The organism is Algoriphagus iocasae (genome assembly GCF_014206875.1).
In the GTDB taxonomy this organism is placed as follows: Bacteria; Bacteroidota; Bacteroidia; order Cytophagales; family Cyclobacteriaceae; genus Algoriphagus; species Algoriphagus iocasae.
This window is the reverse complement of record NZ_JACIJO010000003.1, coordinates 709,883-725,387: the sequence shown is the minus strand read 5'-3', so window position 1 is coordinate 725,387 and position 15,505 is coordinate 709,883. Positions and strand designations below refer to the sequence as shown.

The window sequence follows — 15,505 nt, the reverse complement described above, 5'->3', positions numbered from 1 at the left end:
TCGATACAAGTTTTTAATTCCACCAAAATTGATGTCTAATATTTCAAAATTTGCTAAACCTTGGAGTATTGCACTGATTTATTTGGTCTTGGGTATCGCTTGGATATTTTTTAGTGATAAAGCTGCTGAGTACCTCTTCAGCGATGATCTACGCGAAATGTCAAAATTCCAGCTTGCAAAGGGAATTTTCTATGTTTTCATTACCAGCGTTCTGCTTTTTATCTTGATCAATAGCCTATATGATCAGGTGAATAGCAGAAAACAAGAACTGGAACTGCTTTTCACCAATCCAAATCTGGGAATCCTCAAATTGGATGAGTTTGGATACATTACCTATGTCAGTAAAAACACAGCCAAGCTCACTGGCTATCACTCCTCCGAATTACTAAATAAGCACATTATCCATTTTACTCCTGAAGAATGGAAGGAAATGGATCTGGAGGAACTGAAAATGATCTCAGAAACAAAAGACAGAGAGGGATTCATTTTCAACAAACATCTACTGTCCAAGTCTGGAGAAATGATCATCATTAAAGCTTATGGAATCAAAGTATTTGATGAAAAGGCAAAAAAAACCAGCTATATAGCAGCTTTTCAAAACATCACCGATCAGGTCAACTTTCTCAATAGACTGGAATCCCAAAACAAAAGCTTAAAAGAGATAGCTTTCGAACAATCCCATTTTGTGAGAGCGCCTTTAGCAAGGATTTTGGGAATCACGAATGTTATTGAGGAGTGCGAATTAACAGAATCTGAAAAAATGGACTTAATCAAGAGTCTCCACCAGTCCAGTTCAGAACTTGATCAAGCCCTAAAAGATATTGCCCTGAAAATGAAACATGCTACGGAAAAGGAAGATTGATTTAAATGATTATGATTATCCGCAATGGAGCCGGTTTTAATAAATGTGTTTAGAAAGTCGCGGATAATCGTCCTCCGACGACAGTCCACTGTCCATAGCAAGTTGAAATATACCTCAACCCCTTTTTTCATTGGGTACTTGTAAGAAAGCGGATATTCATTATTATTCATTTAAATCTCTGAAAGGAATACCCTAACTCTTCCAATATCGAAATCAATTCCTCTATCCTTAAGTAAAATTTATCCTTTCTCAATTCAGTCGTCCCAGGATGAATCAACAAATGGAAACCATTCATTCCTGTTTGTTTTTCATATCTGAAAATTGATTCCAAAATATCCTCCGAACTAATATAATTCTTCATTTCCGGACTGGTGTAATCTGCATTGGACCGAGTTCCGGGACTGAAATTCACCGTAATTTGACCCAATTCCTCTGCTATTGACACCACTTGCTTATTGTACCATTCATAGGGAGGCAAGAAAAATTGAGCTGTAATCCCAAGTTTTTCCAATTCCAATAAGTTGTCTGAAATGTCTTTTTTGATCTGATCAGGGTTCAAAAGTAAACTATCCCTTTTATCCCAATCATTGTAGAGCAAATGCTTATCAGAATGTGCTCCTACAAAATGTCCTTGATCTGATATCTTTTTAGTGAGAGCAAGATGGTTTCTGACAAAATCCCCGGTCAAAAAAAAGGAAGTAAAAACATGCTTTTCTTGCAATACATTCAGGACATGCTCAAAACCCTCATCATAATCATGCCCAGAAAAAACCAGATAAATCACCTTTTTACTGGTATCCGAACGGATCAAGGCTCCCTGCTCATCAAATAAATTCTGTGCTTTTAGGCCGGAAAAAGCAAAAACCAAAATGATTATCAGTCTAAGCTTATTTCTCATGGTTTAGATATGTCAAAATCATCAACAATTCTGCTGAGCCATCGAGCGTGGGTTCGTTGGTGCTATAATCCATCCAATCATCCATGTATTTTACATGTGGGGGCTGTAAGTGTGCATATTCATCAGCTTCGGAGAGTTCTATTCCCAGCATATTTTCATGTATACTTGTCCAAATTGGGCCATCCACCAAACTGCCTTTGACAGAAACATTCAGAATCCTCCAAAAAGGCATATGTACGTCCAAAGGAAAATCAGCATTCTCCGGCAAGCCTGTTATCATGCTGGTTCCCCAAGGGTTTAATCCCAACAGCCAGTTGACATGATTGATCATCAAAGATCTATATTTTTTGGACCCTGTCATTTGCTCATAAAGCATGGCTTGAGTAGAAACAGCCGCAGCCAAATTATTGGAACACCAAATAAATAAGTGGCCCACTCCGTAAGGGTTTTGATCAGCGCGCATTTGAATTTGCTCCAGATTGTGTTCAAAATACTCCACCATCTTCTTTTTATCTTCCTCCTTCCCTACTTGCCAAAGAGCATAATGCCCCATATTGACAAAGGGATACATTTCATAATGGCTTGCAGAGTCCCGCTCCATCCAGGACCATTCTTTAATTATAGAGGCGTATCTTCTGGCATCTTCTAAAAACTCCTTTTCCTTTGAGATTTTAAACAACTCAGCAGCAGCCCATTCCATATCATCAGCCCAAGTGTTTTCTTCATACCGATAAGGTGCGCTATAGCTATTTCCTTGCTGATAACCCTCCTGTTTTTTCCCCATTAGGTAGAGTTCATTGGCAGCTTTTAAGCATTGAACTGCAAATTCATGATAATCCGGAAAACTGATAAATACCTGATAGCCCAAAGCCAATGTAGCCGCAGACCTACCTGCTAAATTGGAAATCCCAGTTGCCTGACTTTTATACTGAGAAAGCCCCTGTGGCTCCCCAGTTGCAAAATATACTGGCCTAAAACTATTAGCTCCCCAACCATAATCAGCATTGTCCTCATGGGGCAATTTAAATCCTCTATGATCTCTATCATCCGCCACCTGATGATACAGTTCATTGGGCCCAGGATGCAATTTCAGAATCCAATCCAAACCCCATTTTGCCTCATCCAAAATATCAGGCAGCTCATTTTTCATCGGAATTCCCATATCATTCATCTCATCAATAAAGGACTCGGGTTGCATTTGAAATGTCATCAATAATCTGGCAGTGGTATTACTCCCAGTGATCAGGTATTTCAGTTGATCTCCTGCATCATGCCAACCTCCACGAGCATCTACTTTCGTAGAATCCGGCCAAATTCCGAAAAAACTTAATCCATCATCTTGATGGCAATATTCCTCTGTCAAGGGATTAAATCCACATCGCTGCGTTCGGATGAAGGAAACTACATCCTCCTGCCAAGCCGGAAATGCACCAATCTGAAATTCAGGGCTTTTAATTTCCGTTCCTGGTACTGCGAGGTAATAATTCCCTACCTCTTGAATTTCAGAAAAATCAATTTGATAGTAGGTAGAAAAAGGCTCCCAAGATTCTTCCATTTTAATTCCTGAAAATCTCTTTACCAGTTTCCCATCCTCAGTTTTTAGATCCACCTCCTTTTTACCTTCGGAGTTACTGAGAACCAAAGCTGTTTTGGGCATTTCCTTTGGATATCCTGCCAGATTAACCCGTATTTCTTCAGTTAATTCACTTTGTCCAAAGGAATCGAAAACCAATAAACTTAAAAAAATTAGAAATAAAATCTTCCTGGTTAATAACATGGAATGGCCGTTTGGGTGATCAAAAAGGAAATGATTGGATTAAGGAAAATTGAATTTAAAATAATCTTTTAGGAGAGTATTAAAAATCATTTTAACTAAAAATAAGATTTGGAAGAAAGGGAGAGGTTAAAGTGGGAAGTTGGAGGTTGGAAGTTGGAGGTTTTTTCAAATTTCGAATTAGCAATGAAAAATTATTAATGGAAACGAATCCAGTCCCCCTTAAACCATAATTACTGATTGGAAGATGATCGAATGCTTAAGGCATTTAAAATTAATAGCCCAGGGTTTTAACCCTGGGTAAAATGTTATCTAAAAAAATCAGCGCTGGCCCGAGATCGCCAATTGAAACTAAAATCGCATTGCCAGCAAGATGAAAAAGGATATCAGTTGGTAATCAATAGTATGGGGAGTTTAAATTGAGAAGTTGGTTTTTGGAAACGAATCCAATCCCCCTTAAACCATAATTACTGATTGGATGATGATCGAATTTAAAGGTGGCAGGGGATTTTATCGGTTTTATTGTTTTGACTAGGAAACTAAAATATAGGAACGTACCTACGGCACTTAGATTTACTCTATCGTGTGATTTTACCAAACTACCATGCCTACGGCACGGGTGATTAAATTGACTTGGATGTAAATTATGAAATTAATCCCGACCCCAGAGGGGTCTTAGCTTGGTAAAAAAATAGCACACAATAAATCCCAAGCGCTGGCCCGAGATCGCCAATTGAAACCAAAATCTCATTGCCAGCAAGATGGAAAGGGATATCAGTTGGTAATCAATAGTATGGGGAGTTGGAGGTTGGAAAAAAGTCAGAAAGCTGAAGCCTGCCTACCGGAGGTAGGTCAGAAAGCTGAAAGGTTAGGGACCTAAAACAGAAGTTGGTTTTTGGAAACGAATCTAATCCCCCTTAAACCATAATTTCTAATTGGAAGATGATCGAATTTAAAGGTGGCAGGGGATTTTATCGGTTTTATTGTTTTGACTAGGAAACTAAAATATAGGAACGTACCTACGGCACTTGGATTTACTCTATAGTGTGATTTTACCAAACTACCATGCCTACGGCACGGGTGATAAAATTGACTTGGATGTAAATTATGAAATTAATCCCGACCCCAGAGGGGTCTTAGCTTGGTAAAAAAATAGTACACAATAAATCCCAAGCGCTGGCCCGAGATCGCTTATTGAAACTAAAATCGCATTGCCAGCAAGATGAAAAAGGATATCAGTTGGTAATCAATAGTATGGGGAGTTGGAAGTTGGAGGTTGGAAGTTGGAGGTTGGAAAAAAGTCAGAAAGCTGAAGCCTGCCTACCGGAGGTAGGCCAGAAAGCTGAAAGGTTAGGGACCGAAAACAGAAGTTGGTTTTTGGAAACGAATCTAATCCCCCTTAAACCATAATTTCTAATTGGAAGATGATCGAATTTAAAGGTGGCTGGGGATTTTATCGGTTTTATTGTTTTGACTAGGAAACTAAAATATAGGAACGTACCTACGGCACTTGGATTTATGCTATAGTATGATTTTACCAAACTATCATGCCTACGGCACGGGTGATTAATTTGACTTGGATGTAAATTATGTAATTAATCCGGACCCCAGAGGGGTCATAGCTTGGTAAAACCTAGAACAAAATAAATCCCAAGCGCTGGCCCGAGATCGCTTATTGAAACTAAAATCGCATTGCCAGCAAGATGGAAAGGGATATCAGTTGGTAATCAATAGTATGGGGAGTTGGAGGTTGGAGTTTGGAAAAAAGTCAGAAAGCTGAAAGGTAAGGGGCTGAAGACAGAAGTTGGTTTTTGGAAACGAATCTATTCCCTCTTAAACCATAATCTCTGATTGGATGATTTTCGAATTTAAAGGTGGCTGGGGATTTTATCGGTTTTATTGTTTTGACTAGGAAACTAAAATATAGGAACGTACCTACGGCACTTGGATTTACTCTATAGTGTGATATTACCAAACTATCATGCCTAAGGCACGGGTGATTAAATCGACATGAATTTAAATCATGAAATTAATCCCGACCCCAGAGGGGTCATAGCTTGGTAAAAAAATAGTACACAATAAATCTCAAGCGCTGGCCCGAGATAGCTTATTGAAACTAAAATCGCATTGCCAGCAAGATGAAAAAGGATATCAGTTAGTAATCAATAGTATGGGGAGTTGGAAGTTGGAAGTTGGAAAAAAGTCAGAAAGCTGAAGCCTGCCTTCCGAAGGTAGGTCAGAAGTCTGTAAGGTTAAGAACCAAAGACAGAAATTGGTTTGTGGAAACGAATCTAATCCCCCTTAAACCATAATCTCTGATTGGATGATGATCGAATTTAAAGGTGGCAGGGGATTTTATTGGTTTTATTGTTTTGACTAGGAAACTAAGATATAGGAACGTACCTACGGCACTTGGATGTACGCTATAGTGGGATTTTACCAAACTATCATGCCTACGGCACGGGTGATTAATTTGACTTGGATGTAAATTATGTAATTAATCCGGACCCCAGAGGGGTCATAGCTTGGTAAAACCTAGAACAAAATAAATCCCAAGCGCTGGCCCGAGATCGCTTATTGAAACTAAAATCGCATTGCCAGCAAGATGGAAAGGGATATCAGTTGGTAATCAATAGTATGGGGAGTTGGAAGTTGGAGGTTGGAAGTTGGAGGTTGGAAAAAAGTCATAAAGCTGAAGCCTGCCAACCGGAGGTAGGTCAGAAGTCTGAAAGGTTAGGGACCGAAGACAGAAGTTGGTTTTTGGAAACGAATCTAATACCCCTTAAACCATAATTACTGATTGGATGATGATCGAATTTAAAGGGGGCTGGGGATTTTATCGGTTTTATTGTTTTGACTAGGAATCTAAGATTTAGGAAAGTACCTACGGCACTTGGATTTATGCTATAGTATGATTTTACCAAACTATCATGCCTACGGCACGGGTGATTAATTTGACTTGGATGTAAATTATGTAATTAATCCGGACCCCAGAGGGGTCATAGCTTGGTAAAAACTAGAACAAAATAAATCCCGAGCGCTGGCCCGAGATCGCCAATTGAAACAAAAATAGCATTGCCAGCAAGATGGAAACGAACACAACTTGCATTGGAATATCATCCGTTGAAAGAAAATCGCTAATCAATAAACCACCAACTCATCCACAAACATAAATCCATGTTGGGTATTGCTTGCTTTTACCTTGATATATCGGGCGGATTTCCCTTCCAGGGAACCTCCAAAATTCTTGATCGTCAACTTTTCTTCCTCTGGGGAAATATCATTTTCCAAATTCAATACCTGCTCAAAATTCTCTCCATCCTCAGAAAGCCAAACCTCCACAGAGGCAGGTAAAAATACTCCTGGACCTTTCAACTGCATGAATTTTGCCGAAAAGGAATTTAATTTAGTGACTTCTTCCATATCCACGATTACCACAAAATCGGAAGTAAATCCCTGCCAATATCCATCAGCATAGGAGGCCCCTCCCCTATATCCATCTGTCATGGAACCTGCATCTCCAGCAGCATAAGATGGATTCCAAGGTTTTTCATACACAACCGGTTTCCCAATGGCTTTATGGTAATCTACCTCCTTTTTCAACAATGGCTCCTGAGCACCATTTTCATCAAAAATTGCAGCGACAATAGAGGCTGAACCCTCCACAAAAAATTCACCTTGATAAAGGTTTGATTCGGTAGTTGGGATACTTCCATCTGTGGTATAATAGATTACCGGATCAATCAAATCTGTTTCAAAACTGATCCCGATCTGTTTATTCTCCACATCAACATTCATAAATGGCACCAACTCATTACTTGGTGTAAATTCATATTTGATACCAAGTTGATCTAAATGTGCCAACTGCGGTTTTAACCTCTTTTTAAAGGAATTCCAATCTTGCTGAGATTCTGGAGACCAAGACCTCTCCGCCAAAACCAATACATTTGGAAACAGCCTGGCATCTGCCAATGCCTCTGAAGGAATTGTCTCCGTCCATAGGCAAGCCTGCATTCCTTTTATTAAATTCCTTTTATCATCAGGGAATTTCGAACCGATTAGCTCTTTTGTATAAATATTAAATAGTTTGGTCTTTGGACTTGAAAAATAAAAAGGATTACCTGCCGAGATTATTAACTCATTCCCATTGGCTACGGTATTTTCCGGCACATTAGCCACCCAGTTTCTCCAATACATCACTTTCAAATCCGAAGGAATTCCACCTCCTAGCGCATCATCCCAGACAATCACTTCTTTACCTTGATCTTTCAAGTAATCTGTTACTCTACTCACAAAATAGCTTTGCAAAGCTTCATAATCTTCTATCCCCTCTTTCTCCATAAATTGGGTGACTGCTACAGATTTTTTCCAGTCGCTTTTATCCACCTCATCAGCACCGATATGGATGTATTTTGATGGGAAAATGGCAATAACTTCGGCCAAGATATTTTCCACAAAAGTGTATACCTCCTCATTAATTGGGCATAGTGGCGTGGAAAAAACATCTCCCCAAGCCGACTGCCCATTGCAGGTGAGTTCCGGGAAAATATCAATCGCAGCCATCATATGACCAGGCATATCGATTTCAGGAATGATCTCCACATGCCTAGCGCTCGCAAATTTTACAAATTCCTTCAACTCCTCTTGAGAATAAAAACCACCATAAATGGTCTTCCCCTCCCTTTCATAAATATGTTCAGGATCAATGGCAAAACGAGGATCCTCTTTCGACCTTTCTATACAGATGGAATCTTGTTCATTAAATTCCCGCCAAGCACCTTTTTCCGTCAATTCCGGATAGTTTTTGATTTCGATTCTCCAGCCTTGATCATCTGTCAAATGAAGGTGAAGCTTATTCAACTTGTATAGAGCCAATAAATCCACATACCTTTTCAGGTAATCCATGGAAAAGAAATGACGGGAAACATCCAGATGCATACCTCTCCATTCGTAGTTTGGCTGATCTTTGATTTCTAAAGCAGGAATGCTTATTTCTCCAGAATTTTGACCCTTGTCAGAATTGGAAACAATCAATTGCTCAAGAGTGATTAGACCGTAAAAAATCCCTTTTGAATCAGCCGCTTCCAATAGAATCCTATCTCCATCAATAGAAAGATGATAAGCTTCAGAGCCTTGGATTTGTTCTGATTTGACAAGTTCTATTTGATTGCTCCCGGCTTCCTGACTTAGTTCTTCCCCTAACTGACTCTTTATAAACTCCTGAAAAAAGTCAACCTCCTGATCAAAGCCTTCAGTTGAATTGAACACCAATTGGGTGGATGAACTCAGCTTAAATTCTCCAGATTTAACAGTCATTTCAGCAGGCATGGGAACCAAAGAAATCTCTTTTTGCTGAGGAGTGTTACAGGAAAAGAACAGACTAAATGCGAGGGATAGGAATACGAGGTACTTCAAGGGAATTAATTCTAAATGGGCTTCAAAGATAGGAAGGAAAGGGAAAATGCCTGTTTAAATGTTATGATTTCCCCTAATGTTGCTACAGGGACTGTTTGATTTGTTTGAAGGGACAGAAGACAGGAGACGGGAGACGGGAGTCTGAAAACTGATGACTGATAGTGTGAGACTGAAGACTGATGACTGATGACTGAGACTGTTGACTGATATTGATGATGTTAGTAGCCTATTTCAAATAAATCAAAAATCCCTGTTTTTGAATCTCCATTCCCCTCGACATAAATACCAGCTTTGATCCCCCAGGACCAGAAATCCAGATGATCTCCAATTACTTCTTCTTTTTGATCCAATTTATCGGGAACGTTTATCCAATTCTGTCCATCTAAACTATAGTAGAATTTAGCCTCATGTCCATTATTAACTTCCGTTTTTAATAGAACTTCTTCTTGGCTATCAAATTCAATTTTATTCAACTCTTCCAAATTCCCATCTTTTACTTTCCACAAAAGCAATTGGTTTTCTGCCACTCCCATCCCCATACTTTTATCTCGGGTTGCATAAATTGCCAAACCTTTCCAAGCCTCATTCCCAGTTTCTACTTTAGTACTGATCGTAAAATCTGCTGACTCAGGATTCAGTCCTAAGAAGGTCCCCGAAAGGTTTGATGGATCTATTTCTTTCTCGGTCAGATGGAGTTTCCCATCCTTTAAACTTGCATCAAATTGATATGCAGGTATATCAAATCGCCAATGGGGAGATAGCTTCTCCGATGAAAAATCATCTTTTATAGTTGACTTAAGAGTGGCTGTTTCTGAAACCTCATTGCTTACTTTGAAATAAGGCCAACCTGTCTCCTCATCCCAAAACATTTGGCTTAGCAAAGTGCTTCTACCGATATAAGGAAAACCATCCGTCGAATAGGCGTGGTATAAGTAAAACCATTCATTTCCGGTTTTAATGGCGGTGCCATGTCCGGGGCATTTCCAGGAATCATTTCCAACCAAAACTGGATTTCCAGAAAATTTCTCCCACGGACCTTCAAAACTTTTTGCCCTAGCCAAACCCACCATATAATCACATCCAGCGCCGCAACAGGCATTTCCAGAGTAAAGCATGTACAGAAACCCATCTTTCTCAACAATGGATTGCCCTTCAATTCCTCCCTTTTCCCAATTATCAGAATCGGCCACCAGCATTTCAAAGGCTTCTCCCTGCAATTGAAGTCCATCATCAGAAAGTTGAGATCCCATCAGGGTGATTGGCTTATCAGGATTCAGCCCGTAAGCTTTCCAACTGACAAATAACTTGTCTCCTTCCTCCAGCACAAAAGCATCAATCGATTCATTTCCCCACTCGAGTAGTTGACCATGATCTTCAAAACCGGATTCAATGTCATTCGAACTTGCTACTCCAATCACGGATACTCCATCTTTCCTCTTCGCAGTGTAATAGACAAAGAATTTACCCTTTCTATAGAAGAGTTCGGGTGCCCAAAAGCTGGAGCTTGTCCATTCAGGAATTTCATCAAAAACATAATTCACAAAAATCCAATTTACCAGATCGGTAGACTTATAAATCGGATACAGCGGTTCCCAGTCATTCGACGAACCTGTGGCATAATAAATTCCATCCACTTCGATGATAGAAGGATCTGGGAGTTCTCCGGGTATCACTTGTAGTTGAATCAGCTCATTTTTAGGTTCAGAGCCTGTGTTTTCAGTCTTGGAATTACAGCTAAAAAAGAGAAAAATAAGTGCAGCGAATAGGACTTGCTTCATAGTGAATGAAATAGGTTTGATTCGTAAATATGGGCAAGAATATTAAAAAAGGATTCAGCTTTTGTGCTGAGCGGTTACTTGGCCAGTTGTTTCTCCAATTCTTCCCAATCTCCTTTTAGACCTTTGACAATCCAGATATTCCATCGCTCCTGAGCTTCTTTATTCAGTCCGTTTTGGCTTTGGTTATCATACAATTCCTGAAGTCGGTTCATTTCCCGATAAGCATCAAAATAAAAGGTATTGATTTTGGCTTCATAAAAATCAGTATCCAAATCCAGATTCTTCAAACGATGGATCAATCTGTCCACCACAATCTTTACCACATCAAAATGCTTTTGCTCATGGTTGATTCCGTAATCATCAGGATTTTTCACCCAAGATTGATTAGGTAGCATGTAAGCCCGAATCAATATGTTCTGTTGAATAATCCCATCCACCATTTGGGCCGAACCCTCCACCGAAAAACTACAGGTGATGGTGGCATTGTACTTACTTGATACTGAAGGCCTATCCTTAAAATACTCCCATTTCAAAGGCTGGTTGATATCATAATAAACTGTGTCAGAAGTACTTTCTGGGAGGTTATAGAATACATTCAGCGCTACCGACTTTGCCAGATTCCTATTGGTTCCTGTCTGCGTTTTCATCCAGGAATCAAAGTACCTCAAACTTTCATCGAGGTATTCATTTATGATTTCCTGAAGTTTATTGATGCTATTGAGTGTTCGCTGGTATTTCACCAGGTTGGAATAATCTACCAAATGCACAGGATCCAGCTTTCCTTTGAGATAAAAGGCTAGCTTTATTTTCAACTCACCTTCATACAGCTTAGTGGCATGGTTGGGACTTTCCTGAATTGACATTTCCAGGATCCGAACTTGTATATCAGTACTAGTTGATTGATCAAATTCAAGTTGGGAATTATAATAAGCCGCTAAAGAAGTCTCCAGACTCTTTTCGAACTTAACAGGAATACGGTTTTTGGTTACATAAAAAACCTCTCCCAGTAGTTCCTTATTTTCTCTTTGGTCCAAAACATTCCCAAAACTATATTCAGCAGAATAGCTAGTTTGGAGATGCGGTCTCAGCTTGATATTTACTTCCTGAGCATAGACAGAGGATTTAAAAAACAAAAATCCTATCCATACAATGCTCAGAAGTTTAATAAATAGTTTCAATGAAGCTGGGTCTATTGCTGTTTGAGTTTAACTAAAAACCTCCAGAATAGATAATGTTCAACATTTTTTAAGAGTCTTTCTTTGAAAACACTTATCAGGAATAGGTTTTAATTCAGTTTCTCTACCCTTGTTGGTGTATCTTTTCCACTGATGATGCTTTGGCTACTGATGGCAATAGATTTGATAATCTCAGTCATATTTTCCATATCCAAGGTTTCAAATTCATCACTTGCTTTGTGATAATTAGGCTCATCATTTGGTGCTTCCTCCATTTTTGCGGTAGAGATGGTATGTGCAGGCACCCCTAGAGCGGCCAAAGTTCTATTATCTGATCTATAAAACAGGTTTTGCTTAGGATAAGGATCAGGCTCAAAATGAAACTTTGAACCCGTTAGATTACTTTGCAAAATCTCTCCCATATTACTCTTTTCATAGCCCGTGATATAGGCACTGTTTTTACCCCACTTGCTATCCGTACCGATCATTTCAATATTAAACATGGCTACAATCTGATCTGGATCGAGTTGCTCGGAAAAATATGTACTTCCAAATCCGCCAGATTCTTCCGCTGTAAAGGCCACAAAAATCAAGCTCCGCTCATTGTTGTTCATCTTTTGAAAATACTTGGCAAGCATAATTACAGCGGTAGTTCCAGCTGCATTGTCATTGGCTCCATTGTAAATGCTATCCTGGTTGGAATCGGATTTCCGAATACCGATATGGTCATAATGACCTCCGAAAACCACATACTCATCCGGCTTGGACTTACCAGGAATCATCGCCACCACGTTTTTAAGCTCCGACTCCTCCACTTTATTTTGAATTTGAAGTTGAATGTTTTTTGGATCCAGATTATCGGTGAAAATGAATATCTGAGAAAACTCAGTTGGGAATTTTGCTCTTGAAGCACTTCTCGCCAGACGGGGCAAGTTCTCAAGATGGGAAGGATCAATTAAAACCAACAGGTTTTTAGATTCCCGAAGCAAGGGAAATACGCTTTGATTGAAAATATCATCTTTTGCAACGCTATAAACCTGATAATCTGAAAATGAATCTAGGTTCAATTCTCCCTTTGTAGTACTTACTATGACATTTTCTGAGTTGAGTTGAAAATCATCCAATGTCCCTGAAATCTGTTCAGGAATAGTTTTATACATGGTGAATTTCTGAAAGTAAGAATCGCTTCCCTCCAAATAAGGAAAATCATTTTTCTGAAATTCAGAAGCAATGAAATTAGCCGCTTTTTCCAGACCAAGAGTAAAAATCATTCTCCCCTCCATATCATCTGCCGAAAGAGTTTTCTCTATTCTGGAAACTTCATCAATAGAAATAATAGACTCTATTTTTGGCTGACAGGAATAAAGTGTACTTGCGAAAACGGCTAATAGTAAATATGTTTTTTTCATCTTCTGAGGATAAATTTTAAAAATTTAGGAAAAAGGATTCAATTCAAATAGCAGCAATCAAATCCTGAGTGTTATTTCAATTTTTTATAAAAGTATCCTCTTTCTATCGTTTCAGCATACCTTTTACATAAAATTGTCGGTTCTATTGCTGGCAGTCCATTCTTTGATTTCATTTTTTAGATAGGAAGAGCAGAAAAGTGGATATTATTATTTTATATATATATATCCGCTTTTATATCAGTAAATATCCAAAAGCTTCATAAGAAATGGAGGGCTAAAAATTTTGGTTGCTTCTTAACCAAGGACTGTCTCATACAGAGCTTTTCAATCATTGATTAGGTTCCATCTTGCTGGCAATAAGATCTATATCCGAATGACAATTCTGGGCCAGCGCTTGGAGAAATCTAATGCATTTTACCCAGGGTTGAAACCCTGGGTTATAAAGCTTTGACCCCGATGGGGTCTAGATTTTACTAATTAATCATATGTATTACCAATTTTATTCAAGTAGGTATTCAAAAGTATCATATGATCAGGCGAGCTCAAAAATTTTGGTTGCTTCCGTCTTTTATCTTCTGGCAAGGTGAGTAAAAAAACTTTTGGGTACTGGCAAGATTGTGGATATACTTATTATTTTTTATGTAAATCCGCTTTCTCACCAGTAACCAAAGAAAATTGGGCTTTTGTATATTTCAACGTCCTGTGGACAGTGGACTGCAGTCGGTGGACGATTATCCGCGACTTTGTAAACTCATTCTTTAACTATTAGCTCCATTGCGAATAATCATATTACTTTTTCAAACTATATCAGGCACTTCAAAGCCAGGTCTATAATTTCTGGTCAGCATCTTATCTGCTTCTGCGTCATTTACAAAGGTTTCAGATTGCGGATCGAAGTGCAATACTCTTCCAAGTCTATAAGCAATGTTTCCTAAATGAGCCAATCCAGAGGATAAATGCGCTGTCTCAACCGGTCCATTCAATATAGAACGATCATGCTTTCGTACCGCCTCAATGAAATTAGCGAAGTGCCCATCAGTTCCACCGGCACCTCTGTCCATTCCTGTGGCAGCTACTCCCCCATCATCTCCTGATTTTCCAGGAGTCCTATCTGGCCCTAAGAAAGATTGGTACTTATCATAGCCATCCACAACAATATAGCCTTTATCACCATAGAAGATATTTCCAACAGTCGCTCCACCTTCAGCATTGGTGTACCAAGGTCTTACCTCAAATTGAATGATTTTTCCTTCTTCAGGGTAATTATAAATGGAAGTCAAAACCTCAGGAACTTCCTTGCTATCATTCCATAAATATTTACCTCCCATGGAAGTTATCTCCGTTGGGAATCCTACATCCAGTCCCCACATACAAAGGTCAGTTTCATGAATCCCCTGATTTCCCACATCTCCATTGCCATAATCCCAATGCCAATGCCAGTTGTAATGAACCAGATTTCTGGTAAATGGCCTTTTTGGTGCAGGCCCCGTCCAAAGATCATAATCCAATCCTTCAGGAACTGGCGAAAAACCTTTATCTCCGATATCTCCTCTCATTCTAAATACTAAGCCTCTTGCCATGTAAACCCTTCCGATATAACCATCCCGCATGAGTTGAATGGCTTCCTGAACTGCCGGCGAACTCCTTAACTGCACTCCGTGCTGTACAATACGATCATATTTATTGGCTGCTTCGATCATTTTCCTCCCCTCCGAGATATTATGGGAACCGGGCTTTTCCACATAAACGTCCTTTCCAGCCTGGCAAGCCCATATGGTAGCCAATGCATGCCAATGATTTGGCGTAGCCAGACTAACCACATCGATATCCTTATTGTCAAAAACCCTCCTGAGATCCTGCTCCAAGGCAACATCTAGGTTGTACTTCTCTTTAAAAGTTTTTTGCCTTTCTTTCAAAAGGTTCATGTCTGGATCACAAAGCGTGGTCACCTGCACATCCTTTTGTGCCATAAAGCCCTGAACATGTGAATTTCCTCTTCCATTGATTCCCAAGACAGCTGCGTTGATTCTGTCATTCGCCCCAAAGGCAGAAGCTGGAATAATGGTAGGAGCAATCATGGCAGCTGTACCTGCCAGAGCAGTTTTCTTGATAAAAGTTCTCCGAGATGCTTCGTTTTTCATTACTGGTTATTTTAGGTTTTATACTTCCAAATCTAAACGCATCCTGTTTTTAT

General features: G+C 39.3%; 8 protein-coding genes. 1 reads left to right on the top strand and 7 read right to left on the bottom strand.

What is annotated here, in order from left to right; all coding sequences use genetic code 11:
* Positions 1-31 precede the first annotated feature (31 nt).
* Entirely contained in the window at positions 32-862 is an 831-nt protein-coding gene (locus FHS59_RS17330; protein ID WP_184496631.1) for a PAS domain-containing protein, read from the top strand.
* Positions 863-1,028: 166 nt separating this feature from the next.
* Here FHS59_RS17330 and FHS59_RS17325 read toward each other — a convergent pair whose 3' ends face one another.
* The 7 genes from FHS59_RS17325 to FHS59_RS17295 form a co-directional block, all read right to left on the bottom strand.
* Entirely contained in the window at positions 1,029-1,760 is a 732-nt protein-coding gene (locus FHS59_RS17325) for a polysaccharide deacetylase family protein (RefSeq protein ID WP_184496630.1), read from the bottom strand.
* Positions 1,750-3,537, bottom strand: a complete 1,788-nt coding sequence (locus FHS59_RS17320; RefSeq protein WP_184496629.1) for a glycoside hydrolase family 9 protein — start codon at positions 3,535-3,537, stop codon at positions 1,750-1,752. The genes FHS59_RS17325 and FHS59_RS17320 overlap by 11 nt, the downstream gene beginning before the upstream one ends.
* Positions 3,538-6,675: 3,138 nt before the next feature.
* On the bottom strand, positions 6,676-8,949 hold the full coding sequence (locus FHS59_RS17315; RefSeq protein WP_184496628.1) for a glycoside hydrolase family 20 protein: 2,274 nt from the start codon (positions 8,947-8,949) through the stop codon (positions 6,676-6,678).
* A gap of 218 nt (positions 8,950-9,167) precedes the next feature.
* A complete protein-coding gene (locus tag FHS59_RS17310; RefSeq protein WP_184496627.1) occupies positions 9,168-10,727 on the bottom strand; it encodes a family 43 glycosylhydrolase in 1,560 nt (519 codons plus the stop codon).
* A gap of 74 nt (positions 10,728-10,801) precedes the next feature.
* Positions 10,802-11,905 carry a hypothetical protein gene (locus tag FHS59_RS17305; protein WP_184496626.1) on the bottom strand — a complete coding sequence of 368 codons (1,104 nt, stop codon included), beginning with the start codon at positions 11,903-11,905 and terminating at the stop codon, positions 10,802-10,804.
* Positions 11,906-12,012: 107 nt separating this feature from the next.
* Positions 12,013-13,311 (bottom strand): M28 family peptidase, encoded by a 1,299-nt coding sequence (locus tag FHS59_RS17300; protein ID WP_184496625.1) that lies wholly within the window; start codon positions 13,309-13,311, stop codon positions 12,013-12,015.
* A 797-nt stretch (positions 13,312-14,108) separates the two neighbouring features.
* Positions 14,109-15,452 carry a Gfo/Idh/MocA family protein gene (locus FHS59_RS17295; protein ID WP_184496624.1) on the bottom strand — a complete coding sequence of 448 codons (1,344 nt, stop codon included), beginning with the start codon at positions 15,450-15,452 and terminating at the stop codon, positions 14,109-14,111.
* Positions 15,453-15,505 lie beyond the last annotated feature (53 nt).